This window comes from Bradyrhizobium sp. CIAT3101, assembly GCF_029714945.1.
GTDB lineage: Bacteria > Pseudomonadota > Alphaproteobacteria > Rhizobiales > Xanthobacteraceae > Bradyrhizobium.
Window position 1 is genome coordinate 5,298,451 of the sequence record NZ_CP121634.1, and the last position, 26,074, is coordinate 5,324,524.

Sequence of the window (26,074 nt, forward strand, 5' to 3'; positions counted from 1 at the left end):
GAATCGATGACCGATCCGGCAAAGCCGACCTATGACGATGTGGTGCGCATTCCGGCGCCGCCCGGCCGCAGCAATGCGACCGGACGGCCGCCGCGCATCGAGGAGGTGGCGGAGCGCGCCGGCGTGTCGCCGATCACGGTGTCGCGGGTGCTGCGCCATCCCGAAAAGGTCAATCGCGACACCCGCGAGCGCATCCTCGAAGTGATCGAGGCGACCGGCTACGCCTCCAACCCGCATGCGCGCGCGCTGCGCTCAGGCCGATCGAACGTGGTCGTGGCCTTTGTCTCGAACATTCTGAGCCAGCAGTTCGGCCTCGCGGTCCGCAGCCTCGCCGCCACGCTCGAGCCGGAGGGCTTTGAGGTGCTGGTCGGCCAGACCTCCTACTCCTATGCCAAGGAGGTCGCGATGATCCAGTCGCTGCGCGGCATCCGGCCTGCGGCGGTGATGTTCACGGGCGTGATCGAGCTCGAGGAGAATCGCACAGCGCTTGCCGAGCTCGGCATTCCCGTGATCGAGACCTGGGCCTATCCGCGCGATCCCATCGACATGCTGGTCGGCCTGCCGAATGCGGATGCCGGCGCGATGGCAGCGCGTCGCCTGGCTGATGCCGGACATCGCCGCGTCGCCTTCATCGGTCGCACCATCGGCCGCGGTGCGCTTCGCCGCGATGGATTTCGCGCGGCCGCAGCCGGGCTTGGGCTCGAGATCGTCCACGAGATCGGCGTCGGCGAGATCACGGGCCTCGTCGACGGCCGCGCTGCCTTCACCACCCTGCTCGACCGCGGCGACCGCATCGATGCCGTGTTCTGCGCCAATGACCTGCTGGCGACCGGCGCACTGATCGAGGCTCGCGGCCGCGGCCTGTCGGTGCCACGCGATCTCGCCGTGCTCGGCTTCGGCGACAACGACGTTGCCGACCAGATCACGCCCGGCCTCACGACGATCTCGTTCGATGCCGCGGCGGTCGGGCGTATTGCGGGAGAACTGCTTCTGGCGCGCCTGTCCGGCACGCCGCTCGCTGCGCAGCGGCTCGCCGTCGACCTGTTCCTGGTCGAGCGCGGCAGCGTCTGATTCAGGCGACGCTCTTGAGGTCCTGTTGGATCGCAGCGAGCAGGGATTCCAGCGCGGCACTGCTCACCTGCCTCGCCTCAGCCATCTCGGGCTGAGCCTTGGCAGGCTGGACATGAGCGGGCTGCGCCGCCTTGACCGGACGCTTCGGGAATGGTGGCGGCGCCGGCATCGCGGGTTGCGTGAACGCGCCCTCGTCTTCGCTGTGCACGAACTTGCCATGGATCACGTCGTCGCGACGGCCCATGACGAACATGGTCGCCCAATAGCCGGCGGCCAAAAGGATTACGCAGAAAATACCGATCTCTAACATCGCAACACCCTAAATATGCGCGATGATTCAATGCCTTCGCCCGGGCGTCAATGAACCCTCGGTCACACAAGCGGGTTTTTGCGGGCAAGTGTTGCCAATCGGTAACGCTTTGTTAACCACCGGTGTCAGGGGGTGTGACACCGGTGCAACTATGAGACGCTCCAGGCCGACAGGAGGCGCTCCAGGCCCCTCGAGCTAGGCCTTATCCGGCCCGACCCGGACCAGCTGCTTGCCGAAATTGGCGCCCTTCAGCAGCCCGATGAAGGCGCCTGGGGCGCTCTCCAGACCCTCGGTGACGAACTCCTTGTACTTCACCTTGCCGTCGCGGACCCAGCCGGACATGTCGCGCAGGAAGTCGCCGTGGCGCGAGGCGAAGTCGGAGACGATGAAGCCGCGGAAGGTGAGCCGCTTGGTCAGCGTCGCGCGCATCATCGCGCCGGCCCATTTCGGCGGCTTCGACTCCGTATCATTGTAATGGGCGATCAGGCCGCATACCGGCACGCGCGCGAATTGATTGAGCAGCGGGAAGACCGCCTCGAACACCGCGCCGCCGACATTCTCGAAATAGACGTCGATCCCCTTCGGGCAGGCGTCCTTCAGCTTCGCGGCGAGATCAGGATCGCGGTGATCGATGCAGGCATCGAAACCGAGCTCCTTCACCACGTAGTCGCACTTGTCCTTGCCGCCGGCAATACCGACCGCGCGTGCGCCCTTGATCTTCGCGATCTGACCCACGGCCGAGCCGACGGCGCCGGAAGCGCCGGCGACGACGACGGTCTCGCCTTGTTGCGGCTTGCCGATGTCGAGCAGACCCGTATAGGCGGTCATGCCGGGCATGCCGAGCACACCGATCGAGGTCGAGATCGGACCGAGCTTGGGATCGACCTTGATGAGACCTTTGCCGTTCGAGATCGCGTGCGTCTGCCAGCCCGAGCGGATGCGCACGATGTCGCCTTTTGCGAAATCAGGATTGTTGGAGGCAGCGACCTCGCTGACCGCCTCGCCCTCCATCACGCCACCGACCGGCACCGGCGCAGCATAGGACGGCCCCTCGCTCATGCGGCCGCGCATATAGGGATCGAGCGACAGCCAGACCGTGCGCAGCAGCACCTCGCCCGCACCCGGCGTCGGCACTGCGAATTCCTCCAGGCGAAAATCGGACGATTTGGGTTCGCCGACGGGGCGCGCGGCGAGAACAATGCGTTTTGCTTGGGACATGATGGCTTCCTCCATATTTCTTTCGGCGTGGACGGAAGCGGAGGCCGCGCGGCGCGTCAATACAAAAGCGGTGGAGCCACACGCCCGCTGTCATCGCCCGACTTGATCGGGCGATCCAGTACTCCATGACAGCAGTGAGGGAGTCGATAAGCCGCGGCGTACTGGATGCCCCGGTCAAGCCGGGGCATGACAACGTGATTTGGGGACGCACGGGAGAACTAACGGCCCCCCTTTCTCGATCGCGCAATCGAGGAAGCAGTCATTCTTCCCTAGAATTTTAGGCGCCGGATTAAGGCCGTGATGAGCCCACCAGTCTAATCTGCATCACTACGATCGCCCCGCCTCTGCCGTGCGTCATTGGCGGGAAGCGGCTGCGATGCAGCAAGCAAAATGACGGTTGGAATGGGAATGACGTTGTTGAGGCAGCACCTCGGGCGAATGGGACTCGCAGCCCCGAAAAGCACGGCGTGGCAACTCACATTCGTCCCGGCTAGCTTACCGTTACTCCTCACCGTCGGCTCCACGCTCATTGCGTGGCTCGTAGGCGCGTCCCCTGACTTTCTTTTGGCGGCCGGCGGACTTGCCGCCTGGGTGCTCATCTTCCTGCCGACATGGATCGCACTGTTCATCAATCATCGCCGCGTCCACTACATATTCATGGTAAATTTCCTCAGCGTCCTGGTGTCTGCGCTCTGCTTTCTGGCGGACATGTCCGTCCTCAATTGGCCCGGCTCTGACGACTACTTTTGGTTAGCATTCCTGGAGTGGCTGATCATGCTGATCTGGTCGTTCATCGACCGCAAACGACCGGCTGCCCCGGAGCTCGATGGCTCCGCTTCGCCTGCCTCGACACTGACGCCGATCGGCACATGACCTCGCGTCGGTGGGGCGCTGCATTCTCCGCCGTCATGCCCGGGCTTGACCCCGGCATCCACGATGCCAGGACACAAGGCAAAACGTAGATGGCCGGGACAAGCCCGGCCATAAAGAAGGACAAAACGGAGAGCGACGACTAACCGCCACCCGGATAGTTCGGGGCTTCGCGGGTAATCGTCACGTCGTGGACGTGGCTTTCGCGCAGGCCCGCGCCGGTGATGCGGACGAAGTTCGCTTTCTCGTGCAGCTCCTTCATGTCCTTTGCGCCGACATAGCCCATTGCGGCACGGAGGCCACCGGCGAGCTGGTGCATGACGTTGCCGACCGGGCCCTTGTAGGGCACCTGGCCCTCGATGCCCTCAGGCACGAGCTTGAGCGCATCCTTGATATCCTGCTGGAAGTAGCGATCCGCCGAGCCGCGCGCCATCGCGCCGACCGAGCCCATGCCGCGATAGGCCTTGTAGGAACGGCCCTGCCACAGGAAGACTTCGCCGGGGGTCTCGTCGGTGCCGGCGAGCAGCGAGCCGACCATCGCGATGTCGGCACCAGCGGCGAGCGCCTTGGCGAGATCGCCGGAGAACTTGATGCCGCCGTCGGCGATGACGGGGATGTCCGACTTTTTGGCAGCCTCCACCGCATCCATGATCGCGGTGAGCTGCGGCACGCCGACGCCGGCGACGATGCGCGTGGTGCAGATCGAGCCCGGGCCGATGCCGACCTTGATGCAATCCGCGCCCGCATCGATCAGCGCCTGCGTCCCCTCTGCGGTCGCGACGTTGCCGGCGACGACCTGCACGGAGTTGGAGAGACGCTTGATGCGATTGACGGCGTGCAACACGTGGCGGGAGTGGCCGTGCGCGGTGTCGACGACGACGAGGTCGACACCGGCATCGATCAGCCGCTCGGTGCGCTCGAAGCCGGTGTCACCGACGGTGGTGGCCGCGGCAACGCGCAGGCGCCCCTGCGCGTCCTTGCAGGCGAGCGGATGGGCGACCGCCTTCTCCATGTCCTTCACGGTGATCAGGCCGACGCAGCGATATTGCTCATCGACCACGAGCAGCTTCTCGATGCGATGCTGGTGCAGCATCCGGCGCGCCTCGTCCTGGCTGACGTTCTCGCGCACCGTGACGAGCTTCTCATGCGTCATCAGCTCGGAGACTTTTTGCCGGCGGTCGGTGGCAAAGCGCACGTCGCGGTTGGTGAGGATGCCGACCAGCTTGCCCGGCGTCGACTTGCCGGCACCGGTCACGACGGGAATGCCGGAGATGCCGTGATCGCTCATCAGCTTGAGCGCTTCGTCGAGCGTGGCCTCGGGGCTGATGGTGAGCGGGTTCACCACCATGCCCGACTCGTAGCGCTTGACCTGCCGCACCTGGGCGGCCTGCCCTTCGGGATCGAAATTGCGGTGGATGACGCCGAGGCCGCCGGCCTGCGCCATGGCGATCGCCATGCGGGCCTCCGTGACGGTGTCCATGGCGGAGGCCATGATCGGGATGTTGAGCGGAATGGCGCGGGTGACGCGGGAGCGGATGTCGACTTCGCCTGGCATGACGTCCGACAGGCCCGGCTTCAACAGCACGTCGTCGAACGTAAAGGCTTCGCGAATGCCTTGTTGTACCGTGGCCATGTGCCAACTCCTTCCGCAGCCGTGCCGCAAATAAGTATGGATGAGCGCCGCCCTCGGCGTGCCTTGCGGCATCGCCGGAGAATCGGAGCCCATCGGTGGGGTTGACGCGGGTCGATAGCACGGCCGCGCGACGAATCAAAGTAAATCGGACCGCTGGCCAGCCATGCACAGGCTTTTTACGTAAATTCGGCGGGGATAGCCCGGCCGCGGCCCACCCTCCGTCATTCCCGGGGGGCACGACGAAGGCGCGAGCCCCGGAATGACGGAGGAAGGAGCGCAGGATTTAGGTGCTATGCGTTGATCCGCAATGGTCCCGGCCGCGCGGCGGTGATAAGCCGCAAGTCCACCCATTCTTCTGATTTTCATTAACAATCCGTCATGGTCGACAAGCAACGCATCATCCCGCTGATCGTGGCCACTGCGCTCTTCATGGAGAACATGGACTCCACGGTGATCGCCACCTCGCTGCCTGCGATCGCGGCCGATATCGGCTCCAGTCCGCTGACGCTGAAGCTCGCGATCACGTCCTACCTCCTGTCGCTCGCGGTGTTCATCCCGGCGAGCGGCTGGACCGCCGACAGATTCGGCGCGCGTCTGGTGTTCGCGATCGCGGTCGGCGTGTTCATGGTCGGCTCGGTCGGCTGCGCGCTCTCGACCTCGGTCACCGACTTCGTGTTCGCGCGCATCCTCCAGGGCATGGGCGGCGCGATGATGACGCCGGTCGGGCGTCTCGTGCTGCTGCGCTCTGTCGACAAGAGCGCGCTGGTCAACGCGATGGCCTGGGTGACGGTCCCTGCCTTGATAGGTCCGGTGATCGGCCCGCCGCTCGGCGGCTTCATCACCACCTACGCCTCGTGGCACTGGATCTTCCTGATCAACATTCCGATCGGGTTGCTCGGCATCTTCATGGCGCTGAAGTTCATCGATCCCATCAAGAGCGAGAATCGCGAGCCGTTCGATCTCTACGGCATGGTCCTGGCGGGCATCGGGCTTGCCGGCATCGCGTTCGGCCTGTCGGTGGCCGGCCTCAACCTGCTGCCCTGGAGCATCGTGGCGGCCCTGGTCGCGGGCGGCGCGATCTCGATGACGCTCTACGTCATCCATGCCCGGCGGACGGGATCGCCGGTGCTGGACTTTTCGCTGCTGAACCTGCCGACGCTGCGCGCGGCCGTGCTCGGCGGTTTCCTGTTCCGGCTCGGCATCGGCGCCCTGCCCTTCCTGCTGCCGCTGTTGATGCAGATCGGCTTCGGGCTGTCGCCATTCCATTCCGGCCTCGTCACCTTCGGCTCCTCGCTCGGTGCGATGGGCATGAAGACGCTGGCCGCGCGGATCATCCGCACCTTCGGTTTCCGCAACCTGATGACGGTGAACGCCATCATCAGCGCATTCTTCCTCGGCGTCTGCGCGTTGTTCACGGTGACGACGCCGCTGCTGATCATCCTGGTGATCCTGGTGGTCGGCGGCTTCTTCCGTTCGCTCGAGTTCACCGCGATCAACACGGTCGCCTATGCCGACGTCGAGAGCGCGCAGATGAGCCGCGCCACGACGCTGGTCAGCGTCAACCAGCAGCTCGCGGTCTCCGCCGGCGTCGCGGTCGGCGCCGCCTCGGTCGAGACCACGATGTGGCTCAGCCATGTCAGCGAGCTCAACGCCACCGTGTTCGCGCCGGCCTTCATCGTGGTGGGGCTGACCTCGGCGGTCTCGAGCTGGTTCTTCTGGCAGATGCCCGCCGATGCCGGCCACGAGATCTCCGGCCGCAAGGCGGTGGAGATCGCAAGCCGCAAGGGCGCAGCCAAGAGCGCGGCAACCGCCGCCGTCAAGGTCGCCACGGAAGACACGCAGGACATGCGGGATCAGCGGCTGGGGTAGTCCCTCTACTCGTCATTGCGAGTGAAGCGAAGCAATCCAGAATCGTTCCGCGGAAGCAGTCTGGATTGCTTCGTCGCAGGGGCTCCTCGCAATGACGGAGCCTGTCGCTACACAGTCGCCCCACCCCGAAACCCCGTCGCGAGCACGTAGCGCTCCGAGGAATCCTGACGGCTCGCGGCGGGCTTCACGTGACGTACCGTCGCAAAGTCGCGCTTGAGCTGGGCGAGCAGATCGGCGTCGGCGCCGCTCTGGAACGTCTTGGCCAGGAACGTGCCGCCGGGCTTGAGCACGTCGCAGGCAAACGCCGCCGCCGTCTCGACCAGGCCGACGATGCGGAGCTGGTCGGTCTTGCGGTGGCCTGTGGTGTTGGCGGCCATGTCGGACATCACGATATCGGCGCCGCCACCCAGCATCGTGGTCAGCTTGTTGGGTGCGTCGTTGTCCATGAAATCGAGCTGCGCGAAGTCGACACCGGGGATCTCCGGCATCTCCAGGAGGTCGATCGCGACGACCTTGCCCTTGCCGTCGACCGAGCCGACGCGCTTGGCCGCGATCTGGCTCCAGCCGCCGGGCGCCGCGCCGAGATCGACCACGGCCATGCCGGGCTTCAACAGGCGAAACTTGTCGTCGATCTCGAGCAGCTTGAACGCGGCGCGCGAGCGATAGCCCGCCGCCTTGGCCTTGGCGACATAGGGATCGTTGAGCTGCCGCTCCAGCCAGAGCTTTGACGACAATTTGCGCTTGCCGCCGGTCTTGACCTGGACGTGCAAGCGGCCGGTGGTGTCTTTCGCCATCTCACCAGCTCCTGAGCGCGCCGTCCTCGCGCATCATCTCGACCAGCATGCCCTCGCGCAGGCCACGGTCGGCGACGCGCAGGCGCGGCAGCGGGAAAGCACGGCGGATCGCATCGAGGATGGCGCAGCCGGCCAGCACGAGATCGGCGCGCTCGACGCTGATGCAATTGTTGTTGGCGCGATCCTCGTAGCTCATGCCGAGCAGCTTGTTGATGGTCGCGGTGATGTCGGTATCATTCATCCAGATGCTGTCGATGCGGCGGCGGTCGTAACGCGCGAGATTGAGATGGATGCCGGCGAGCGTGGTCACGGTGCCTGAGGTGCCGAGCAGATGCATGTCGGCGAGATCGCGGCCATGTTGTTCCGCGAACGGCGCGACATGGTTTGCGACCTCCTGCTCCATCGCAGCATAAATCTCCGGCGTCACGTCGCGGCCGCCGAACTGCTCGGCCAGCGTCACGACTCCCAACGGGATCGACATCCAGGCCTTGATGCGCGGCTCCGGATTGGCGGGGTCGCGCTCGATCCGCACCAGCTCGGTCGAGCCGCCGCCGATGTCGAACAGGATGGCGCCGCGTCCCTTCGGATCGACCAGTGGCGAGCAGCCGAGCATGGCGAGCGAGGCTTCGGTCTCGCGGTCGATGACCTCGAGCTCGATGCCTGTCTCGGCCGCGACGCGGCTGCGGAAACCCTCCGCGTTCGAGGCCGCGCGGCAGGCTTCGGTGGCGATCAGCCGCAGCCGCTTGGCCTTGCGCAGGTTGATCTTGTCCCGGCAGATGCTGAGCGCGGCGATGGCGCGATCGATCGCGGCCTCGCTGATCGAGCCGGTCGCCGAGACGCCCTCGCCGAGCCGAATGATGCGCGAGAAGGAATCGACCACGCGAAAGCCGTCGTGGGTCGGACAGGCGATCAGAAGCCTGCAATTGTTGGTGCCGAGGTCCAGCGCCGCGTAGACGCCGGTTCCCGCTTGCGCGGGGACGGCCGGTTCGGGGGCCAACGCCACCGCCGCCATCGACCCCTCGAGCTCACCGTGCGGCCCATGGCCGTCGCGGAGCCGCGTGTGGTCATTCATACAAACTGTCTTTCCGCGGCCGGTCGGGCCGGTCTGGAATTGATTTTTCGCCTGAAACATTAGCAGCGCGGCGGGTATGCGCAACAACGCATCACATGGGACCATGCCCATTCGTGCGTTGTCGTGAACGCGGTGGCGGGTTATTTCAATGGGGTCCGGTCCCCCCAGGCGCCCACAAAACGCGCAATTGCCGGCTTTTCAGGTCATTTCCATGCAAGAACACACGAAATCCTCGACGCTCGAAAACGCTATTGCACTGCAAAAATACGGCGTTGGTCAGCCGGTCCGCCGCAAGGAAGACGACACGCTGGTGCGCGGCAAGGGCCGCTACACCGACGATTTCAACCTGCCCGGCCAGGCCCATTGCGTGGTCGTCCGCTCGACCCATGCCCACGGCATCCTCCGCGGCATCGGCACCGAGGCCGCCAGGGCAATGCCGGGCGTACTGGGCGTATGGACCGGCAAGGACCTCGACGCGGCCGGCTACGGTCCCTTCACCTGCGGCCTGCCGCTGAAGAACCGCGACGGCTCGCCCCTGCTCCAGACCAACCGACAGCCGCTGGCAACCGACAAGGTCCGCTTCGTCGGCGACCCCGTCGCCTTCGTGGTGGCCGAGACGTTGGCGCAGGCGCGCGACGCGGCTGAAGCCGTCGAGCTCGATATCGAGCCGCTGCCGGCCGTGACCGATCCGGAGGAAGCCACCAAGCCCGGCGCGCCGCAGCTTTACGACCACATCCCGAACAACGTCGCGCTCGACTATCATTATGGCGACATGGAGAAGGTGAACGCCGCGTTCGCCAGCGCCGCCCATGTGACCAAGGTCGATATCGAGAACACCCGCGTTGCCGTGGTCTCGATGGAGCCGCGCGTCGGTCTTGCCTCCTACGACAAGGCGACCGAGCGCTACACCATCCAGATGCCGACGCAGGGCGTCGCGGGCAACCGCGCCAACCTCGCCAAGAACCTGAAGGTGCCGAACGAGAAGGTGCGCATCCTCACCGCCAATGTCGGCGGCTCATTCGGCATGAAGAACGTCAACTATCCCGAATACATGTGCATCCTGTACGCGGCGAAGGCGCTCGGACGTCCGGTGAAGTGGCTCGACGAGCGCTCCACCAGCTTCCTCTCCGACAGCCACGGCCGCGCGCAGCGCATCCATGCCGAGCTCGCGCTTGATGCCGAGGGTCACTTCCTCGCGGCAAAGCTCTCCGGCTACGGCAATCTCGGCGCCTACATCACCGGCGTTGCGCCCGGTCCGCTCTCGCTGAACACCGGCAAGAACTTTTCCAGCGTCTACCGCACGCCGCTGATGGGCATCGACATCAAGACGGTGCTGACCAACACCACGCTGATGGGCGCCTATCGCGGCGCCGGCCGTCCCGAAGCCAACTACTACATGGAGCGGCTGATCGACCGCGCCGCCGACGAGATGGGCATCAACCGGCTGACGATGCGCAAGCGCAACTTCATCAAGCCGAACCAGATGCCGTTCTCCGCCTCCTCGGGCGTCACCTATGACAGCGGCGACTTCCAGGCCGTGTTCACCAAGGCGCTCGAAATCTCCGACCACGAGAATTTCGCCAAGCGCAAGAAGGAGAGCAAAAAGGCCGGCAAGCTGCGCGGCATCGCCGTCGGCTCCTATCTCGAGGTCACCGCGCCGCCGAGCCCCGAGCTCGGCAAGATCGTGTTCGATCCCGATGGCTCGGTGCAGCTCATCACCGGCACGCTCGATTACGGCCAGGGCCACGCGACGCCGTTCGCGCAGGTGCTGAGCGCGCAGCTCGGTGTGCCCTTCGAGAGCGTGAAGCTCGTGCAGGGCGACAGCGACATCGTCCATACCGGCAACGGCACCGGCGGCTCGCGCTCGATTACGGCGAGCGGCCAGGCCATCGTCGGCGCGGCAAGGCTCGTCATCGAAAAGGGCAAGCGCGCCGCCGCGCACATGCTGGAGGCCTCGGAAGCCGACATCGAATTCGCCGACGGCGCCTTCACCATCGCCGGCACCGACCGCAGCATCGACATCATGGAGCTTGCCAAGAAGCTGCATGACGGCAAGGTGCCGGATGGCGTGCCTGACAGTCTCGACGTCGATCACACCAGCGATCCGGTCGCCTCGGCTTTCCCGAACGGCTGCCATGTCGCCGAGGTCGAGGTCGATCCGGATACGGGCGTGGTGCAGATCGTGCGCTACAGCGCCGTGAACGACTTCGGCACCGTGATCAACCCGATGCTGGTCGCGGGCCAGCTCCACGGCGGCGTCGTCCAGGGCATCGGTCAGGCGCTGATGGAACACGTCCGCTACGACGAGAGCGGCCAGCCAATCACAGGCTCGCTGATGGACTACGCGCTGCCCCGCGCGGAGGACGTGCCGTTCATGGAAGTCGGCGATCACCCGGTGCCGGCCAAGAGCAATCCCCTCGGTACCAAGGGCTGCGGCGAAGCCGGCTGTGCCGGCAGCCTGTCGACGGTGGTGAACGCGGTGGTCGATGCGCTGTCGGACTACGGCATCAAGCACATCGACATGCCGCTGACGCCGGAGCGGGTGTGGCGCGCGATCCAGGACGCGAAGGGCGCGGCGTAAGGCTGCCCTTCCGCCTCACAACAAATGCTGTCATCGCCCGGCTTGACCGGGCGATCCAGTATTCCAGAGACGGCGCGGCTTGAGCCGAGGGGCCGCGGCGTACTGGATGCCCCGGTCAAGCCGGGGCATGACAGCGATTTTGGAGCAGCAGGCTCGCTTCTTTCCCCGCTACGCCGCCGCCTGCTCCCGCGGCTGGTAGATCGCGGTGTGCTGGCAGTGCGCCAGCGGCGTTGTGCCGTTGGCGACGACAAGCGCGTCGAACTCGACGAAGCGGTGGCCCTTCTTCTCGTAATTCGCCGTGACCTTCGCCCGCGCGACGATCTCGTCGCCGGTGCGCGCGGGCGACAAGAGCTGCATGCGGCTGCCGACATGGATCCAGGGGCCGAGGATCGTATTGTCCACCAGCACGCGGTTCATGACGCGCTGGATCAGGCCGGGGTGACCGAGCCCCTCGCGCGCGAAAATCGGATCGGCCTCCCTGACATCGGCGAGGTAATCCGTCGCGTCCTGCCCGGCCCAACGGCGCGGCGTTGTGCCGAGCCATTTGCCGACCTCGAAGATATCAGGGCTGACCGGCCGGCGCTCGGCCACCGCGGGTACCTCGACGTAGTCGCTCAATGACACCGCGGGAGGGGCCGCAGGTAGCGACGCCGTACCGGTGGCGCAAAGCTCGGTACGGCTGAACACCTCGATCGTGAGCAGGCCGTTGTGCTCGGTCGCGTCGACATCGGCGGTCTCACCATCATAGACCGGCTTGATGAAGCGCGCCTCGACCAACCCGCGCGCGAGGAAATCGCGGCCCCAGCGCGCCACCGGCACGTGCATCATGTAGGCGAAGACGTCGACGCCCGGGACGAGGCCACCGGAAAAGCCGAAGCGGCGCGCCACCGTGTCGTCGTGCATCTTGTTTTCGGACTGTTTGGCGGTGTTGTAAGCCGCGACGCGGTAGGTTTCGAGCCGGTTCGGCATGGCGGGCTTTCCCCTCTATTTTTGTTCTTTCAGGGCCGATCGTACGGCCTGAGGAACCGGGGTCAATCCCCTCGCCTTTGGGGCCCGAATGAGGTACCACGCGGCGAATGACCGACACCCCCACCCGCATCTATGTCGACGCCGACGCCTGCCCGGTGAAAGACGAAATCTACCGCGTGGCGCTTCGCCACGGCGTGCCCGTGAGCGTGGTCGCCGGCAATTTTATTCGCGTGCCGCACGATCCCCTCATCGAGCGCATCGCCGCGGGCGCCGGGATGGACGCGGCCGACGACTGGATCGCAGAGCGCGCCAGGCCCGGCGACGTCGTCATCACCTCCGACATTCCGCTGGCGAGCCGCTGCGTCAAGGCGGGCGCCGACGTGATCGCGCCGAACGGCAAGCCGTTCACGGAGGAGTCGATCGGCATGACGCTGGCGGTGCGCAATCTCATGACGGATCTGCGCTCGGCCGGCGAAGTCACCGGCGGCCCGCGCTCGTTCTCCCCGCGCGACCGCTCCGCCTTCCTCTCGGCGCTCGACCAAACGCTGCGCCGGATCCAGCGCCGTCGTGCCGACCAAGCCGCCACGAGCCAAGGTTAGTCATGGCGCCGCCGCTGATCCAACTCAAAGACATCAAGCTGACCTTTGGCGGCACGCCGCTGCTGTCGGGCGTCGAGCTCAATGTCGCGCCATCCGAACGTGTCTGCCTGATCGGCCGCAACGGCTCCGGCAAGTCGACACTGCTGAAGATCGCGGCCGGTATCGTCGAGCCCGACGGCGGCACACGATTCGTGCAGCCCGGCGCAACGGTTCGCTATTTGCCGCAGGAGCCTGACTTCGGTGAGCACAGGACCCTGCTGGCCTATGTCGAGGCCGGGCTCGCGCCCGGCGACGATCCATACCAGGCGCGCTATCTGGTCGAGCAGCTCGGGCTGACCGGCGACGAGAACCCGGCCAACGTCTCCGGCGGCGAGGCCCGCCGCGCGGCGCTGGCGCGTGTGCTGGCGCCCTCGCCGGATATCCTGCTGCTGGACGAGCCGACCAACCATCTCGATCTCTCCACCATCGAATGGCTGGAAAAGGAGCTCGACGGTCGCCGCAGCGCGCTCGTCATCATCAGCCACGACCGCCGCTTCCTGACCAATCTCTCCCGCTCGACGGCCTGGCTCGACCGCGGCAAGATCAAGCAGATCGACCGCGGCTTCGCTTCGTTCGAGACCTGGCGTGACGAGGTGCTGGCGGAAGAAGAGCGCGACCAGCACAAGCTCGACCGCAAGATCGTCGACGAGGAGCACTGGCTGCGGCACGGCGTTTCCGGCCGCCGCAAGCGCAACGTCAAGCGGCTCGCCAATCTGCACACACTGCGCGACCAGCGTCGCAATTATCGCGGCACGGCCGGCACCGCCAGTCTCGCCGCAGCCGAGGCGGAGCAATCCGGCAAGCTGGTGATCGAGGCCAAGGGCATCAGCAAGGCCTTTGGCGACCGCGTGATCGTCGACAATTTCTCGACCCGCATCCAGCGCGGCGACCGGCTCGGCATCATCGGCCCGAACGGCGCCGGCAAGACCACGCTGGTCAATCTGCTGACCGGCGGCGGCGAGCCTGACACCGGCATCGTGAGGCTCGGCGCCAACCTCGAGACCGCCACACTTGATCAGCATCGCGAAAGCCTCGATCCGAAATCGACGCTGGCCGAGGCGCTGACCGGTGGTCGCGGCGACCAGATCATGGTCGGCGGCAAGCCCAAGCACGTCGTCGGCTATATGAAGGACTTCCTGTTCGCGCAGGAGCAGCGCGGCACGCCCGTTGAGGTGTTGTCAGGCGGCGAGCGCGGCCGGCTGATGCTGGCGCGCGCGCTGGCAAAACCATCGAACCTGCTGGTGCTGGACGAGCCGACCAACGATCTCGACCTCGAGACGCTCGACGTGCTCGAAGACATGCTCGGCGACTACGAGGGCACGGTCATCCTGATCAGCCATGACCGCGACTTCCTCGACCGCGTCGTCACCTCCGTGATCGCGCCCGAGGGCAACGGCAAGTGGATCGAATATGCCGGCGGCTATAGCGACATGCTGGCGCAGCGCGGCGCGGATTTGAAGCGCGACACCGCGAAGACGTCGGCGCCTGCGGAGAGGAAAGAGGAGCGCACTGCCGCTCCCGCCTCCACGTCGAAGCGGAAGCTGAGCTTCAACGAAAAACACGCGCTGGAAACGCTGCCGAAGAAGATGGAAACGTTGCACGCCGATATTGCCAAGCTGCAGCGTGTGCTCGACGATCCCAATCTCTATGCCAAGGATCGCAAGAAATTCGACGACACCTCCGCCGCGATCGCCAAGGCGCACGACGAATTGTCAAGCGCTGAAGAGCGCTGGCTGGAGCTCGAAATGTTGCGTGAAGAAATCGAGCAAGCCTGATCATGGATATCGTAGGATGGGGAGAGCGCAGCGAAACCCATCGCCTAACGCGAATTGGTTCTGATGGGTTTCGCTTCGCTCTACCCATCCCACAGGGCCGGAAATAGAGAGATCACATGACCACTCCCCTCGCCGCCAAAATCGCCCGCGAATATGGCACGCCCTGTGCGGTCATCGACATGGACAAGGTCGAGCGCAACATCGCGCGGATCCAGAAAGCCTGCGACGACGCCGGCGTCGCCAACCGCCCGCACATCAAGACGCACAAGAATCCGACCATTGCGAAGATGCAGGTCGCGGCCGGCGCCAAGGGTATCACCTGCCAGAAGATCGGCGAGGCCGAGATCATGGCCAATGCCGGCATCGACGACATCCTGATCAGCTACAATCTTCTGGGCGAAGAAAAGATGGCGCGGCTCGGCGCGCTGAATGCCAAGACCAACATGACGGTCGCCGCCGACAATTCGACCGTCGTTGCGGGCCTGCCGAAGGCAGCCGCGGCCTCGGGCCGTCCGCTTTCGGTCGTGGTCGAATGCGATACCGGCCGCAAGCGCGCGGGTGTCGAGACGCCGGCGGAGGCGATTGCACTCGCACGCGAGATCGCCGCGTCCAAGGGACTGCAGTTTGCCGGCTTCATGCTCTACCCGACCGAGACCGGCTGGGGCGATGCACAGAAATTCTTCGACGAGGCGCTGGCCGGCGTGCGGGCGCACGGGCTCGATGCCAAGATCGTCTCGACCGGCGGCACGCCAAATCTCGTCAACATCGGCAAGCTGAAGGGCGGCACCGAGCATCGCTTCGGTACCTACATCTACAACGACCGCATGCAGGTCGCCGCCGGCTCCGCCACCTGGGACGATTGCGCCCTGCACATCTATTCGACGGTGGTGAGCCGCGCCGCACCCGAGCGCGGCATTCTCGACGCCGGCTCGAAGACGCTCACGACCGATACCGGCGGCCTCGACGGCCACGGTCTGATCCTGGAGCACCCCGAAGCCAAGATCGCAAAATTCGCCGAGGAGCACGGCTTCCTCGACCTCTCCCGCAGCAACACCCGCCCGAACGTCGGCGACGTCGTCCGCATCGTGCCCAATCATGTTTGCGTCGTCGTCAACATGATGGACGAGGTGGTGATGGTCCGCGGCGACGAGATCATCGGCACGCTGCCGGTGGCGGCACGCGGGAAGCTGCGCTAGGCGCGAATGAGAGCCTGAAGCTCTCGGTCGAGCCCCTCGCGGAACAGATTGATCGGGCGGGTCAACCGCCCCGCCGGTGGACGATGCACGAGCCATGCGCGCACCGCGGGATTGAAGTCGCGCGCGGCGACCGGCTTGAGCTTGTCGCGAAACGCGCTGCGCTTCAGCGCAAGCGGCGTCACCAGCCCGACGCCAAGGCCACGTGACACCAGCGAGAGCCGAAGCTCGCTGTCGAGCGCTTCCACGGCGACGGTGAACGGCAGATGCTCGGCATCGAAGCGACGCTTGAGCGTGTCGCGAAATCCGCAGCCGTCCTGGTTGATCACCCATGAGAGCTGCGACAGGCGCTCGAGGTCGACGGTGCGCGGGATCTTCATCTCGCGCGCAACGACGAACACGACCGGCTGCGAACCGAGATCGTCGGCGACGAGATCGGCGGGCGGCGCGGCCCCGTCGGGCAGGCAGATCGCGGCCGCATCCAGTTCGTTGCGGCTGACCCGCTCGACCTGATTGGGCGACCAGCCGGAGACGACGCGCACGCTCAGCGCCGGAAACTCGGCACGCACCGCATCGAGCGGCCCGCTGAGTCCGGCCTCCGAGAGAAACGGCGTGAGGCCGAGCCGAAACTCGCCGCGCACCACGCCGTCCTTGGCGACGCCGGCCTTGAGATCATCCAGCATCCTGAGCAGGCGCCGACCCTGCTCATAGGCCTCGTGGCCTGCGGCCGTGGGCTTCAACGGTTTCGACAGGCGGTCCAACAACTGCGCGCCCAGCATCTCCTCGAGATTCTGGATGCGCCGGGTCACGCCAGGCTGAGTGAGGTTGAGGCGCGTCGAGGCGGCAACGATTGATCCGGTCTCGACCACAGCAACGAACGCGACGAGGTCATGGGTATTCATAAGCAACTCGCATATTCTTTATAGACTTAATTCAATTGTAGCATACTGATCGTCCCGCTTAAAGGGGACCCGCATTCAGCCCGCGAGGTCCCATGACCATCTCCGAAACCACCAAGCTCGTATCCCCGAAGAAACTCGCCGAGCGATCGCTGATCTGGCTCGGCGCCATCACCACCGGCGTCGTCGTCACCAATTTGTTCGCGCCGCAGATTCTCGTTGGACTGATCGGCCGGTCGCTGGCCATGACCGCCTGGCAGGCCGGCCTCGTCAGCACGCTCACCCTGCTCGGCTATGCGCTCGGCCTGCTGCTGCTGGTGCCACTGGTCGATCTCGTCGAGAACCGCCGCCTGATCCTGCGCACGCTCGGCTGCGCCATCCTCGCGGCGCTGGCAACTGCACTCGCGCCGACGCCAGTGCTGCTGCTGCTCGCAACCTTCGTCCTCGGCGCATCCTGCGCGGCGATCCAGATGATGGTTCCGCTCGTGGCCTCGATGGTCGCGCCCGAGCGCCGCGGTCAGGCCATTGGCGAAGTCATGAGCGGGCTGATGATCGGTATCCTGTTGTCGCGGCCTGCCGCGAGCCTGATCGCAGATCTCTGGAGCTGGCGTGCCTATTACCTCGCCTCGGCCATCCTGATGGCGCTGCTCGCCGGTGCGCTCGGCCGCTATCTGCCGATGCTGCAACCGGCGGCCCGCGTCGGCTACGGCGATCTGCTCCGCTCGTTCCCGAAACTGTTGCGGGAAGAACCCGTGCTGCGGGTGCGGGCCTGGACCGCGTCCCTGGTCATGGCGTCTTTCACCGCGTTCTGGTCCGCGGTCGCGCTGCGCCTGCCGGAGGTCCCGTTCACGCTCGATGCCAAGGGCATTGCCGCTTTCGCACTGATCGGCGTCGCGGGCGCCGCGGCGACACCGCTCGCCGGTCGCTGGGGCGACAAGGGCTGGGCACGCCCGCTGTTCTTCGCCGCACATCTGTGCATCATCGGCTCGCTCGCGCTCTGCGCCTGGGCGGGCGCGATCGAGTCCCGTATCGCGGCTCTCCTGGTGTTGAGCCTCGGCACCATCCTGCTCGATGTCGGTATCACCGCCGACCAGACGCTGGGCCGCCGCGCCGTCAATCTGTTGCGGCCGGAGGCGCGCGGCCGCATCAACGGCCTGTTCGTTGCGCTGTTCTTTGTCGGCGGTGGGGTCGGCTCCGCCGCGGCCTCGCTGGCCTGGAGTTTTGGCGGCTGGAGCGCGGTCTGTGTGGTCGCGGCGAGCTTTGGCGTGCTCGGCCTTCTCACCGATCTTTTGACCCGAACCGGCACGTCGTGATCAGGATGACGCAAGCCATCGCAACACGCCGCTGCCCGCGGCAGCGCCGGTCGCGAACGAGGCCTGCAGCAGATAACCGCCGGTCGGCGCTTCCCAGTCCAGCATCTCGCCGGCAGCGAATACGCCCGGGAGTTTACGCAGCATGAAGTGGCCGTCGAGCTCGTCGAAGGCGATCCCGCCCGCGGTGGAGATCGCGCGCTCGATCGGCGCCACGCCGGTGAGCTGAACCGGGATTGCGTTCACCAGATGCGCAAGCTCCGCCGGCGACAACGCCGCCAGCGGCCGGCCGGCCGCTATGGCCGCTTCCTGCATCAGGCCGATACCGACCGGCGACACTTGCGCCGCCTTGCGGAGAAAGTTCGCCAGCGATTGCTTGCCGCGCGTGCCCGACAGGCGCGTGGTCAGTGCCGCCTTGTCGAGATCGGGCCGCAAGGCGATCGTCAGCGTCGCCTGCCCGATCCCCAACACCGCCTCGCGCAGCTCCGCCGACAGCGCGTAGATCGCGCCGCCCTCGATGCCGCTGCGCGTGATCATGGCTTCGCCCCGAACCGTGTGCGCGCCGACCGTCAGCGCCACGCCCTTCAGAGGCTGGCCCTCGAATCGATCCCGAAACACATCGGACCATGCAACCGTGAAGCCGGAATTGGCCGGCCTGAGCCTGGAGATGGCAACGCCCTTCGCGGCGAGATATCCGGCCCAGGCGCCATCCGAGCCGAGCCTCGGCCAGCTCGCGCCACCGAGTGCGAGCACGGTTGCGCTCGGGGCGATGGCAAGCGGACCGTTGAGTGCGTGGAATTGGACCCGACCCTGCTCGTCCCACCCGGTCCAGCGATGGCGAAACGCAAATTGCACGCCGGCCGCATCGAGCCGACGCAGCCAGGCGCGCAGCAAGGGCGAGGCCTTGAACGTCTTTGGAAACACCCGGCCGCTGCTGCCGACGAAGGTCAGTTGCCCCAGAGCTGCGCTCCAATCGCGCAGCGCATCGGGCGGAAACGCTTCAACCGCGGCGCGCAAGTGCGGCATCGCCTCGCGGTAGCGGGGGAGGAAATCCGTGAGCGGCTCGCTGTGGGTGAGATTGAGGCCGCCGCGGCCGGCCATCAGAAATTTGCGGCCCGCCGACGGCATGGCGTCATAGACCGTGACGCGGGCGCCGCCCTGCGCCAGCACCTCCGCCGCCATCAGCCCAGCGGGACCGGCGCCGATGACAGCGATGTGGGTGTCGGGTGAGGTCATGACGGGAGTTTAAGGCCAGATTATCGCCCCACAAACACTGTCATTCCGGGGCGCGCGCAGCGCGAGCCCGGAATCCATTGGGCGGCAGAGTCAGTGGCACGATGCATTCCGGGCGCGCCCTTCGGGCGCCCCGGAATGACAGAGAATTAGAGCTTGATGCCCGCCCGTGCCGCGGCCTGCGCCACATACTTCTGCGTCTGCTCGAACGCGCCGGTCAACGCCTTGGCCTTCGACATGTCGCTGATCTCAGCGAAATGGGCGGCGACGGCGTCGGGGGTCCATTCGGACTCCGGAAGGTTGATGCCTTCGCTCTCCACAATCTTGATCACCGCGAAGGAGCCGGCGCCGGCACCCATGATGGTGCGGGTCGGCGCGTCCTCGCTCAGCATGTACTCGACCGCAGGCGTGATCGCGTTCGGCTTCATCAGTTGCAGCGCCTGCGGCGGCAGCAGCTCTTCGGTCATGCGGGTCGCCGCGGTCGGCGAGATGATGTTGACGCGGATGTTGGTCTTGCGGCCTTCTTCCGCGAGCACGTTCATCAGCCCGACCATGCCCGACTTCGCGGCGCCGTAATTGGCCTGGCCGAAATTGCCGTAGAGGCCGGAGGACGAGGTGGTCAGCACGATGCGACCGTAATTTCGATCGCGCATACCGGCCCAGACCGCCTTGCAGCAGTAGAAGGTGCCGACGAGGTGCACGTCGAGCACCTTCTGGAAATCGGCGGCTTCCATCTTGCCGAACGACTTGTCGCGCAGGATGCCGGCATTGGCGCACATGATGTCGACGCTGCCCCACTCCTTGGTGGCGCGCTCGACCATGGCGGTGACCTGCTCGAAATTGGAGACGTCGGCGCCGTCGGCCATCGCGGTGCCGCCAGCTTTGCGAATCTCCTCGACGACGGCTTCCGCCGGCGAGAGCGAGGCGCCGGTGCCGTCGCGCGCGCCGCCGAAATCGTTGACCACGACTTTCGCGCCGCGGCTGGCCAGGCCCAGCGCATGCGCCTTGCCGAGACCATTGCCCGCGCCGGTGACGATAGCGACGCGTCCGTCGAACCTGATTGCCATGAGATAAGATTCCCTATTCTTTCTTCCCTTCTCTCCTTGCGGGAGAAGGTGGCGCGCAGCGCCGGATGAGGGGTTGTGTCAGCTAGCGAGTTCGCGGAGAGAAACCCCTCACCCGCCTCGCTTCGCGAGGCACCCTCTCCCACAAGGGGAGAGGGTGAGATCGCGCTCTGGTCAGCTTTTGAGCAGCGATGCATGGCCGGGTCAAGCCCGGCCATGGCGGCTCGGCTCAGGCGAAATAGATCAGGCCGAGCCACTCCGCGACCAGCGCGGGCTTGTCCTCACCTTCGATCTCGACCGTCACGTTGGTGCGCGACTGCAACTCATTGGGCTTGCGCAGCTTGGCTTCCGCCAGCACGAAGCGGCCGCGGACGCGCTTGTCCGAGCGCACCGGCGAGATGAAGCGCAGCTTGTCGAAGCCGTAATTGACGCCCATCGTGGTGCCCGCAATCGCCGGCATCACTTCGTAGGACATCACCGACAGCATGGACATCGTCAGGAAGCCGTGTGCGATGGTGGTGCCGAACGCCGTCTCCGCCTTAGCCCTCTCGGGGTCGACATGGATGAACTGGTGATCCTCGGTGACGTCGGCGTAGGTGTCGATGCGGGGCTGGTCGATCAGGTGCCAGGACGATACGCCGATCTCCTTACCGACCATGGCCTGATAGGCCTCCAGCGTGATCGGCGGCTTCTTCCAGATTTCGTTCATGTCGCTTCAGGTCTCACTTCTTGTTTTCGGCAGCTCCGGAAAATCCTCCTCGCGGAATTCCCGGCCGCGCAGCGGATCGTTGCGATCATCGTCGCGTTCGAGCCGTCGTAGCTGCACGCGGCGGATTTTGCCAGAGATCGTCTTCGGCAGTTCGGTGACGATTTCGAGGCGACGGATACGCTTGAACGGCGCAAGCCGCGTGTGCAGGTGCTTGAAAATCGAGAGCGCCGTCTCCGGCGTCCGCTCCGCGCCCGAGGTCAGCAGCACGAAGGCCTTGGGGATCGCGAGCCGGATCGGATCCGGGCTCGGCACCACCGCGGCTTCCGCAACGAGTTCATGCTCGAGCAGCACGCTCTCCAGCTCGAACGGGCTGATGCGATAGTCCGATGATTTGAACACGTCGTCGGAGCGACCGACGAAGGTGAGATAGCCGTCCTCGTCGGCGAAAACGACGTCGCCGCTGCGATAGAGCGCGCCTTCGGCGCCCGAGAGCTTGCCGTCGTCGCCCTGATAGCCTTGCATCAGACCCGCCGGACGGTCGGCGCCGAGCAGCAGTGCCACCTCGCCTTCCTTGGCCGGATGGCCGTCGGCGTCGCTGACCTGCACACGATAGCCCGGCAGCGGCCGGCCCATCGAGCCGACCTTGATCCTTTGCCCCGGCGAGTTGCCGGCAAGCGCCGTGGTCTCGGTCTGGCCGTAGCCGTCGCGGATGGTGAGACCCCAGGCGGCCTGTACCTGATCGATCACTTCGGGATTGAGCGGCTCGCCCGCGCCGCAGACTTCGCGCAAGGCGACCTTGAAGGCCGAAAGATTCTCCTGAATGAACAGCCGCCAGACGGTCGGCGGCGCGCACAGCGTGGTGACGCCGCAGCGGCCGATGGTGGCAAGCAGACCCTTGGCATCGAAGCGCGGCTGGTTGACGACGAACACGGTCGCGCCCGCGTTCCACGGCGCGAAGAAGCAGCTCCAGGCGTGCTTGGCCCAACCGGGCGATGAAATATTGAGATGGATATCGCCGGGCTTCAGCCCGATCCAGTACATGGTCGAGAGATGGCCGACCGGATAGCTGCGCTGGCTGTGCAGCACGAGCTTTGGTTTTGCCGTCGTGCCTGAGGTGAAATAGAGCAGCATCGGGTCGTCGGCGCGGGTCGGGCCGTCCGGCGCAAGACCCTCAGAAGCTTTCGCCGTCTCGTCATAGGCAAGCCAGCCTTCGGAAGCGGCGCCGACCACGATGCGCACGATGTTCTCCGCACCGAGGCTTGCGAATTTCGCGACCTGATCTTCGGCGGCCACCACCGCCTTCGCCTTGCCGCGATCGAGCCGGTCGCGCAGCTCCTCGGCCGTGAGCAGCGTGGTCGCGGGAATCACAACGACGCCGAGCTTGATCGCCGCTAGCATCGTCTCCCACAGCGGAACCACGTTGCCGAGCAGCAGCAGGAGGTGATCACCGCGCTTCAGGCCCTGCGCGCGGAGGAAGTTGGCGACCTGGTTCGAGCGCTGTGAGAGCGCTGCGAAGGACAGCTTTGTCTGCTTGTCCTGTGCAGCATCGACAATCCAGAGCGCAGGCCTGTCCTTGGCTTCCGCATCTTTCGCCAGCTCATCGAACCAGTCGAGTGCCCAGTTGAAGGGAACCGGATCGGGCCAGCGGAAATCTCTGACCGCTGTCTCGTAATCAGTGCGATGAGCAAGAAGAAACGCGCGCGCGTCCTGAAATGTCGTCATTAAGTTTTCCCGGCTAGCCCCCTAACGTGCTTGATAATTCCGGAAAAATCCACCCCGCCCTGCCCCGCCTTGTCGAAGGCCTGGTAAATCTCCTGCGCATGCTGGCCGAGCGGCGTCGCGGCGCCTGCAGCCTTCGCGGCGTCCTGCGCCAGGGTCAGGTCCTTCACCATCAGCGCCGAGGCGAAACCGGGCTTGTAGTCGTTGTTGGCCGGCGAGGTCGGAACCGGACCCGGAACCGGGCAATAGGTCGTGAGCGACCAGCACTGGCCCGACGAGGTCGAGGCGACGTCGAACAGCGCCTGGTGTGAAAGCCCGAGCTTTTCTCCGAGCGCAAAGGCTTCGCTCACCGCGATCATGGAAATGCCGAGGATCATGTTGTTGCAGATCTTTGCGGCTTGGCCCGCGCCGGCGCCGCCGCAATGCACGATCTTCTTGCCCATCTTCTCCAGCACGGGCTTTGCCGCCGCGAAGGCGCCCTCCTCGCCGCCGCACATGAAAGTGAGCGTTGCGCCCTTGGCGCCGCCGGTGCCGCCGGAGACCGGTGCGTCGACCGAGAGCACGCCGTGCTTGGCGGCAAGCGCATGCGCCTGGCGCGCGCTTTCGACGTCGATGGTGGACGAGTCGATGATCAGCGCGCCCTTGGCCATGGCGGGCACCACCTCGTTCCAGACGCCGAGCACGTGCTTGCCTGCGGGGAGCATGGTGACGACGATGTCAGCGCCCTTCACTGCGCCCGACGCACTGTCGGCGATCCCGGCTCCATCGGCCTTGGCCTGATTGCGGGAGGCTTCGACGAGATCGAACGCCACCACCTTGTGGCCGGCCTTGACCAGATTGGCGGCCATCGGGCCGCCCATGTTGCCGAGACCGATGAATGCGATCGTGGCCATTGTCGTTTCCTCCGCTTGTAGCGTTGTCAGTTGAAATTCAGCTCGTCGACGCCGATCTCGGCGAGATACGGTGCCAGCATCTGCGGCGTCACATCCTCGATCCGCGGCGGCGACCAGGTCGGATTGCGGTCCTTGTCGATCACGGCCGCGCGCACGCCTTCGCGAAAGTCGTCGCTGCGGAACACCTCCAGCGCGGCGCGATATTCGCGCACCAGACACTCTTCCAGGCTCGACGCGGTGCGCGCCAGCCGCAGCAGTTTCAGCGTCACCACCATGCCGCGCGGCGACTTCTCGTTGAGCGTCTTCAGCGTCGCCAGTGCGAACTCGGAGCCGTCGCGCTTCAGGGCCGCAAAGATGTCTTCCATGCGGTCGAAGCCGAACAAGGCATCGATAACCGGCTCCTTTGCCGCAACCGGCCCAGCGGTTTCACCAGTCGCAAAGCCGTTGATGAGCTTGGTGACGTCTGCCGCTGTGACGCCGGCGCGAACCTTGGTCAGCGCCTCGCGCAGCGCCGGCCATTTGGCCGCCGGTACCACGGCATCCGCAAACTTGGCGTGGATCGCGTCGGGACCGTTCATGGTCTGGCCGGTGAGGCCGAAATAAGTGCCGATCTCGCCAGGCGAGCGCGACAACAGCCAGGTGCCGCCGACATCGGGGAAGAAGCCCAGCCCGACCTCGGGCATCGCGAGCCTGGTGCGATCAGTGACGACACGATGGCTGGCGTGGCCCGAAAGCCCGACGCCGCCGCCCATCACGAGGCCGTCCATGAACGCGACATAGGGTTTTGGGTACTTCGCGATCCGCGCATTCATGACGTATTCCTGGCGCCAGAACCGCGCGCCGAGGTCGCCGCCCTCGCGCGAGCTCTCCCAGAGGCCGCGGACGTCGCCGCCGGCGCAGAGGCCGCGTTCGCCAGAGCCTTCCAGAATGATCAATGCGACTTCAGGATCGGTCTCGAAGCGATCCAGCGCCGCGTCGATGCCCTCGGACATCTCCAGCGTCATGGCGTTGATCGCCTTCGGGCGATTGAGCCGGATTACGCCCGCCGCGCCCTCGCGGCGAACGATCAGATCGCCCTCTTCCACCGAACTCATCGCGCGCCCTCGATCAATTTGCGCGCCACGATCAGCCGCATGATTTCGTTGGTGCCTTCGAGGATCTGGTGCACGCGCAGATCGCGCACGATTTTCTCGATGCCGTATTCGCTGAGGTAGCCGTAGCCGCCGTGAAGCTGCAGCGCGTGGTTGGCGACCTCGAAACCGACATCGGTGCCGAAGCGCTTTGCCATCGCGCACAGCATGGTGGCGTCGGGATCTTTGCGGTCGAGCGCCGCCGCAGCACGCCACAGGAATGTGCGTGCGGCCTCGAGCTCGATCGCCATGTCAGCGAGCTTGAATTGCAGGGCCTGGAATTCGTCGAGCCGCTTTCCGAACGCCTTGCGCTCCTTCATGTAGGCCCGCGCCTTGTCGAGCGCCGTTTGGGCACCGCCGAGAGAACACGCCGTGATGTTGAGGCGGCCGCCGTCGAGGCCCGCCATCGCGATCTTGAAGCCGACGCCCTCCTCGCTCAAGCGATTAGCGACCGGCACGCGGGCGTTCTCGAACATCACCGCGCGGGTCGGCTGCGCGTTCCAGCCCATCTTGCGCTCATTGGCGCCGAAGGACACGCCCGGCGTCTTGCCGTCGATGACGAGGGTCGAGATGCCGCCGGGGCCGTCGCCGCCAGTGCGGACCATTGCAACCAGGAGATCGGTGCCGCCGGCACCGGAGATGAACTGCTTCTGGCCGTTGAGAACATAGTGATCGCCCTCGCGCACCGCGCGGGTGCGGAGCGCTGCTGCATCGGAGCCGGCGCCCGGCTCGGTCAGGCAATAGCTCGCGATCAGCTCCATGGTGCACAGCTTCGGCAACCATGTGTGGCGCTGGGTGTCGCTGCCGAACGCATCGATCATCCAGGACGCCATGTTGTGGATGGAGATGAAGGCCGAGGTCGTCGGACAGCCCGTCGCCAGCGCCTCAAAAATCAGCGCCGCGTCGAAGCGCGTCATGGCAGAGCCACCCACATCCTCGCGGATGTAGATGCCGCCCATGCCGAGCGTGGCGGCTTCGCGCATCACGTCGACGGGGAAATGCTTCTCCTCGTCCCAGCGCAGCGCGTGCGGCGCGATCTTCTCCGCCGCAAACGCCAACGCCATATCGCGAACCGCGACTTGATCCTCATTCAGGGCGAACTGCATGTCGAGCTCGCGCTGCTT

At 65.7% G+C, this 26,074-nt stretch carries 22 protein-coding genes; 8 read left to right on the top strand and 14 right to left on the bottom strand.

What is annotated here, in order from left to right:
• Positions 1 to 6: 6 nt before the first annotated feature.
• Positions 7 to 1,071: a LacI family DNA-binding transcriptional regulator gene (locus tag QA645_RS25245; RefSeq protein ID WP_283044324.1), complete on the top strand. Its 1,065-nt coding sequence runs from the start codon at positions 7 to 9 to the stop codon at positions 1,069 to 1,071.
• 1 nt (position 1,072) lies between these two features.
• On the opposite strand, the gene QA645_RS25250 is transcribed toward QA645_RS25245, so the two are convergent.
• Together QA645_RS25250 and QA645_RS25255 are read right to left on the bottom strand one after the other, a co-directional pair.
• The gene (locus QA645_RS25250) at positions 1,073 to 1,381 is read right to left on the bottom strand and encodes a hypothetical protein (protein WP_283044325.1); all 309 of its coding nucleotides are present in this window, start codon (positions 1,379 to 1,381) and stop codon (positions 1,073 to 1,075) included.
• Positions 1,382 to 1,576: 195 nt separating this feature from the next.
• The gene (locus QA645_RS25255) at positions 1,577 to 2,599 is read right to left on the bottom strand and encodes an NADP-dependent oxidoreductase (protein ID WP_283044326.1); all 1,023 of its coding nucleotides are present in this window, start codon (positions 2,597 to 2,599) and stop codon (positions 1,577 to 1,579) included.
• A gap of 408 nt (positions 2,600 to 3,007) precedes the next feature.
• Between QA645_RS25255 and QA645_RS25260 the strand changes: the two genes are divergently transcribed.
• Positions 3,008 to 3,472 carry a hypothetical protein gene (locus QA645_RS25260; protein ID WP_283044327.1) on the top strand — a complete coding sequence of 155 codons (465 nt, stop codon included), beginning with the start codon at positions 3,008 to 3,010 and terminating at the stop codon, positions 3,470 to 3,472.
• Positions 3,473 to 3,611: 139 nt separating this feature from the next.
• Here the strand turns inward: QA645_RS25260 and guaB are convergent, their stop codons facing one another.
• Complete coding sequence (gene guaB, locus QA645_RS25265; RefSeq protein WP_283044328.1) at positions 3,612 to 5,102, bottom strand: IMP dehydrogenase; 1,491 nt, start codon at positions 5,100 to 5,102, stop codon at positions 3,612 to 3,614.
• A gap of 378 nt (positions 5,103 to 5,480) precedes the next feature.
• On the opposite strand from guaB, the gene QA645_RS25270 reads away from it, so the two are divergent.
• The gene (locus QA645_RS25270) at positions 5,481 to 6,971 is read left to right on the top strand and encodes an MFS transporter (RefSeq protein ID WP_254130886.1); all 1,491 of its coding nucleotides are present in this window, start codon (positions 5,481 to 5,483) and stop codon (positions 6,969 to 6,971) included.
• Between the two features lie 107 nt (positions 6,972 to 7,078).
• Here the strand turns inward: QA645_RS25270 and QA645_RS25275 are convergent, their stop codons facing one another.
• The gene (locus QA645_RS25275; protein WP_283044329.1) at positions 7,079 to 7,765 is read right to left on the bottom strand and encodes an RlmE family RNA methyltransferase; all 687 of its coding nucleotides are present in this window, start codon (positions 7,763 to 7,765) and stop codon (positions 7,079 to 7,081) included.
• Between the two features lies 1 nt (position 7,766).
• Positions 7,767 to 8,837 carry a Ppx/GppA phosphatase family protein gene (locus QA645_RS25280; RefSeq protein WP_254193287.1) on the bottom strand — a complete coding sequence of 357 codons (1,071 nt, stop codon included), beginning with the start codon at positions 8,835 to 8,837 and terminating at the stop codon, positions 7,767 to 7,769.
• Between the two features lie 211 nt (positions 8,838 to 9,048).
• On the opposite strand from QA645_RS25280, the gene QA645_RS25285 reads away from it, so the two are divergent.
• Positions 9,049 to 11,418, top strand: a complete 2,370-nt coding sequence (locus tag QA645_RS25285) for a xanthine dehydrogenase family protein molybdopterin-binding subunit (RefSeq protein WP_283044330.1) — start codon at positions 9,049 to 9,051, stop codon at positions 11,416 to 11,418.
• Between the two features lie 168 nt (positions 11,419 to 11,586).
• On the opposite strand, the gene QA645_RS25290 is transcribed toward QA645_RS25285, so the two are convergent.
• On the bottom strand, positions 11,587 to 12,387 hold the full coding sequence (locus QA645_RS25290; RefSeq protein WP_254193285.1) for a hypothetical protein: 801 nt from the start codon (positions 12,385 to 12,387) through the stop codon (positions 11,587 to 11,589).
• A gap of 107 nt (positions 12,388 to 12,494) precedes the next feature.
• Between QA645_RS25290 and QA645_RS25295 the strand changes: the two genes are divergently transcribed.
• From QA645_RS25295 to QA645_RS25305, 3 genes are all read left to right on the top strand, one after another.
• On the top strand, positions 12,495 to 12,986 hold the full coding sequence (locus tag QA645_RS25295; protein ID WP_283044331.1) for a YaiI/YqxD family protein: 492 nt from the start codon (positions 12,495 to 12,497) through the stop codon (positions 12,984 to 12,986).
• A gap of 2 nt (positions 12,987 to 12,988) precedes the next feature.
• Positions 12,989 to 14,800 (top strand): ATP-binding cassette domain-containing protein, encoded by a 1,812-nt coding sequence (locus tag QA645_RS25300; protein ID WP_283044332.1) that lies wholly within the window; start codon positions 12,989 to 12,991, stop codon positions 14,798 to 14,800.
• 116 nt (positions 14,801 to 14,916) lie between these two features.
• The gene (locus QA645_RS25305) at positions 14,917 to 15,996 is read left to right on the top strand and encodes a D-TA family PLP-dependent enzyme (RefSeq protein WP_283044333.1); all 1,080 of its coding nucleotides are present in this window, start codon (positions 14,917 to 14,919) and stop codon (positions 15,994 to 15,996) included.
• On the opposite strand, the gene QA645_RS25310 is transcribed toward QA645_RS25305, so the two are convergent.
• Positions 15,993 to 16,895: a LysR family transcriptional regulator gene (locus tag QA645_RS25310; RefSeq protein WP_254193282.1), complete on the bottom strand. Its 903-nt coding sequence runs from the start codon at positions 16,893 to 16,895 to the stop codon at positions 15,993 to 15,995. The genes QA645_RS25305 and QA645_RS25310 overlap by 4 nt on opposite strands.
• A gap of 92 nt (positions 16,896 to 16,987) precedes the next feature.
• Between QA645_RS25310 and QA645_RS25315 the strand changes: the two genes are divergently transcribed.
• A complete protein-coding gene (locus tag QA645_RS25315) occupies positions 16,988 to 18,205 on the top strand; it encodes an MFS transporter (RefSeq protein ID WP_283044334.1) in 1,218 nt (405 codons plus the stop codon).
• Here the strand turns inward: QA645_RS25315 and QA645_RS25320 are convergent, their stop codons facing one another.
• The 7 genes from QA645_RS25320 to QA645_RS25350 all read right to left on the bottom strand — a co-directional run bounded on the left by QA645_RS25320 (position 18,206) and on the right by QA645_RS25350 (position 26,056).
• The gene (locus QA645_RS25320) at positions 18,206 to 19,438 is read right to left on the bottom strand and encodes a TIGR03862 family flavoprotein (protein WP_283044335.1); all 1,233 of its coding nucleotides are present in this window, start codon (positions 19,436 to 19,438) and stop codon (positions 18,206 to 18,208) included.
• A gap of 146 nt (positions 19,439 to 19,584) precedes the next feature.
• A complete protein-coding gene (locus tag QA645_RS25325) occupies positions 19,585 to 20,502 on the bottom strand; it encodes an SDR family NAD(P)-dependent oxidoreductase (RefSeq protein WP_283044336.1) in 918 nt (305 codons plus the stop codon).
• 226 nt (positions 20,503 to 20,728) lie between these two features.
• Entirely contained in the window at positions 20,729 to 21,208 is a 480-nt protein-coding gene (locus tag QA645_RS25330; RefSeq protein ID WP_254193278.1) for a MaoC family dehydratase, read from the bottom strand.
• Positions 21,209 to 21,214: 6 nt separating this feature from the next.
• Positions 21,215 to 22,930, bottom strand: coding sequence for an AMP-binding protein (locus QA645_RS25335; protein ID WP_283044337.1), 1,716 nt, complete (start codon positions 22,928 to 22,930; stop codon positions 21,215 to 21,217).
• Positions 22,930 to 23,820 carry a 3-hydroxyisobutyrate dehydrogenase gene (gene mmsB / locus QA645_RS25340; RefSeq protein ID WP_283044338.1) on the bottom strand — a complete coding sequence of 297 codons (891 nt, stop codon included), beginning with the start codon at positions 23,818 to 23,820 and terminating at the stop codon, positions 22,930 to 22,932. Before mmsB ends, QA645_RS25335 begins: the two co-directional genes overlap by 1 nt.
• A gap of 26 nt (positions 23,821 to 23,846) precedes the next feature.
• Entirely contained in the window at positions 23,847 to 24,914 is a 1,068-nt protein-coding gene (locus tag QA645_RS25345; RefSeq protein WP_283044339.1) for an enoyl-CoA hydratase/isomerase family protein, read from the bottom strand.
• Positions 24,911 to 26,056: an isobutyryl-CoA dehydrogenase gene (locus QA645_RS25350; RefSeq protein ID WP_283044340.1), complete on the bottom strand. Its 1,146-nt coding sequence runs from the start codon at positions 26,054 to 26,056 to the stop codon at positions 24,911 to 24,913. Before QA645_RS25350 ends, QA645_RS25345 begins: the two co-directional genes overlap by 4 nt.
• Between the last annotated feature and the right edge of the window lie 18 nt (positions 26,057 to 26,074).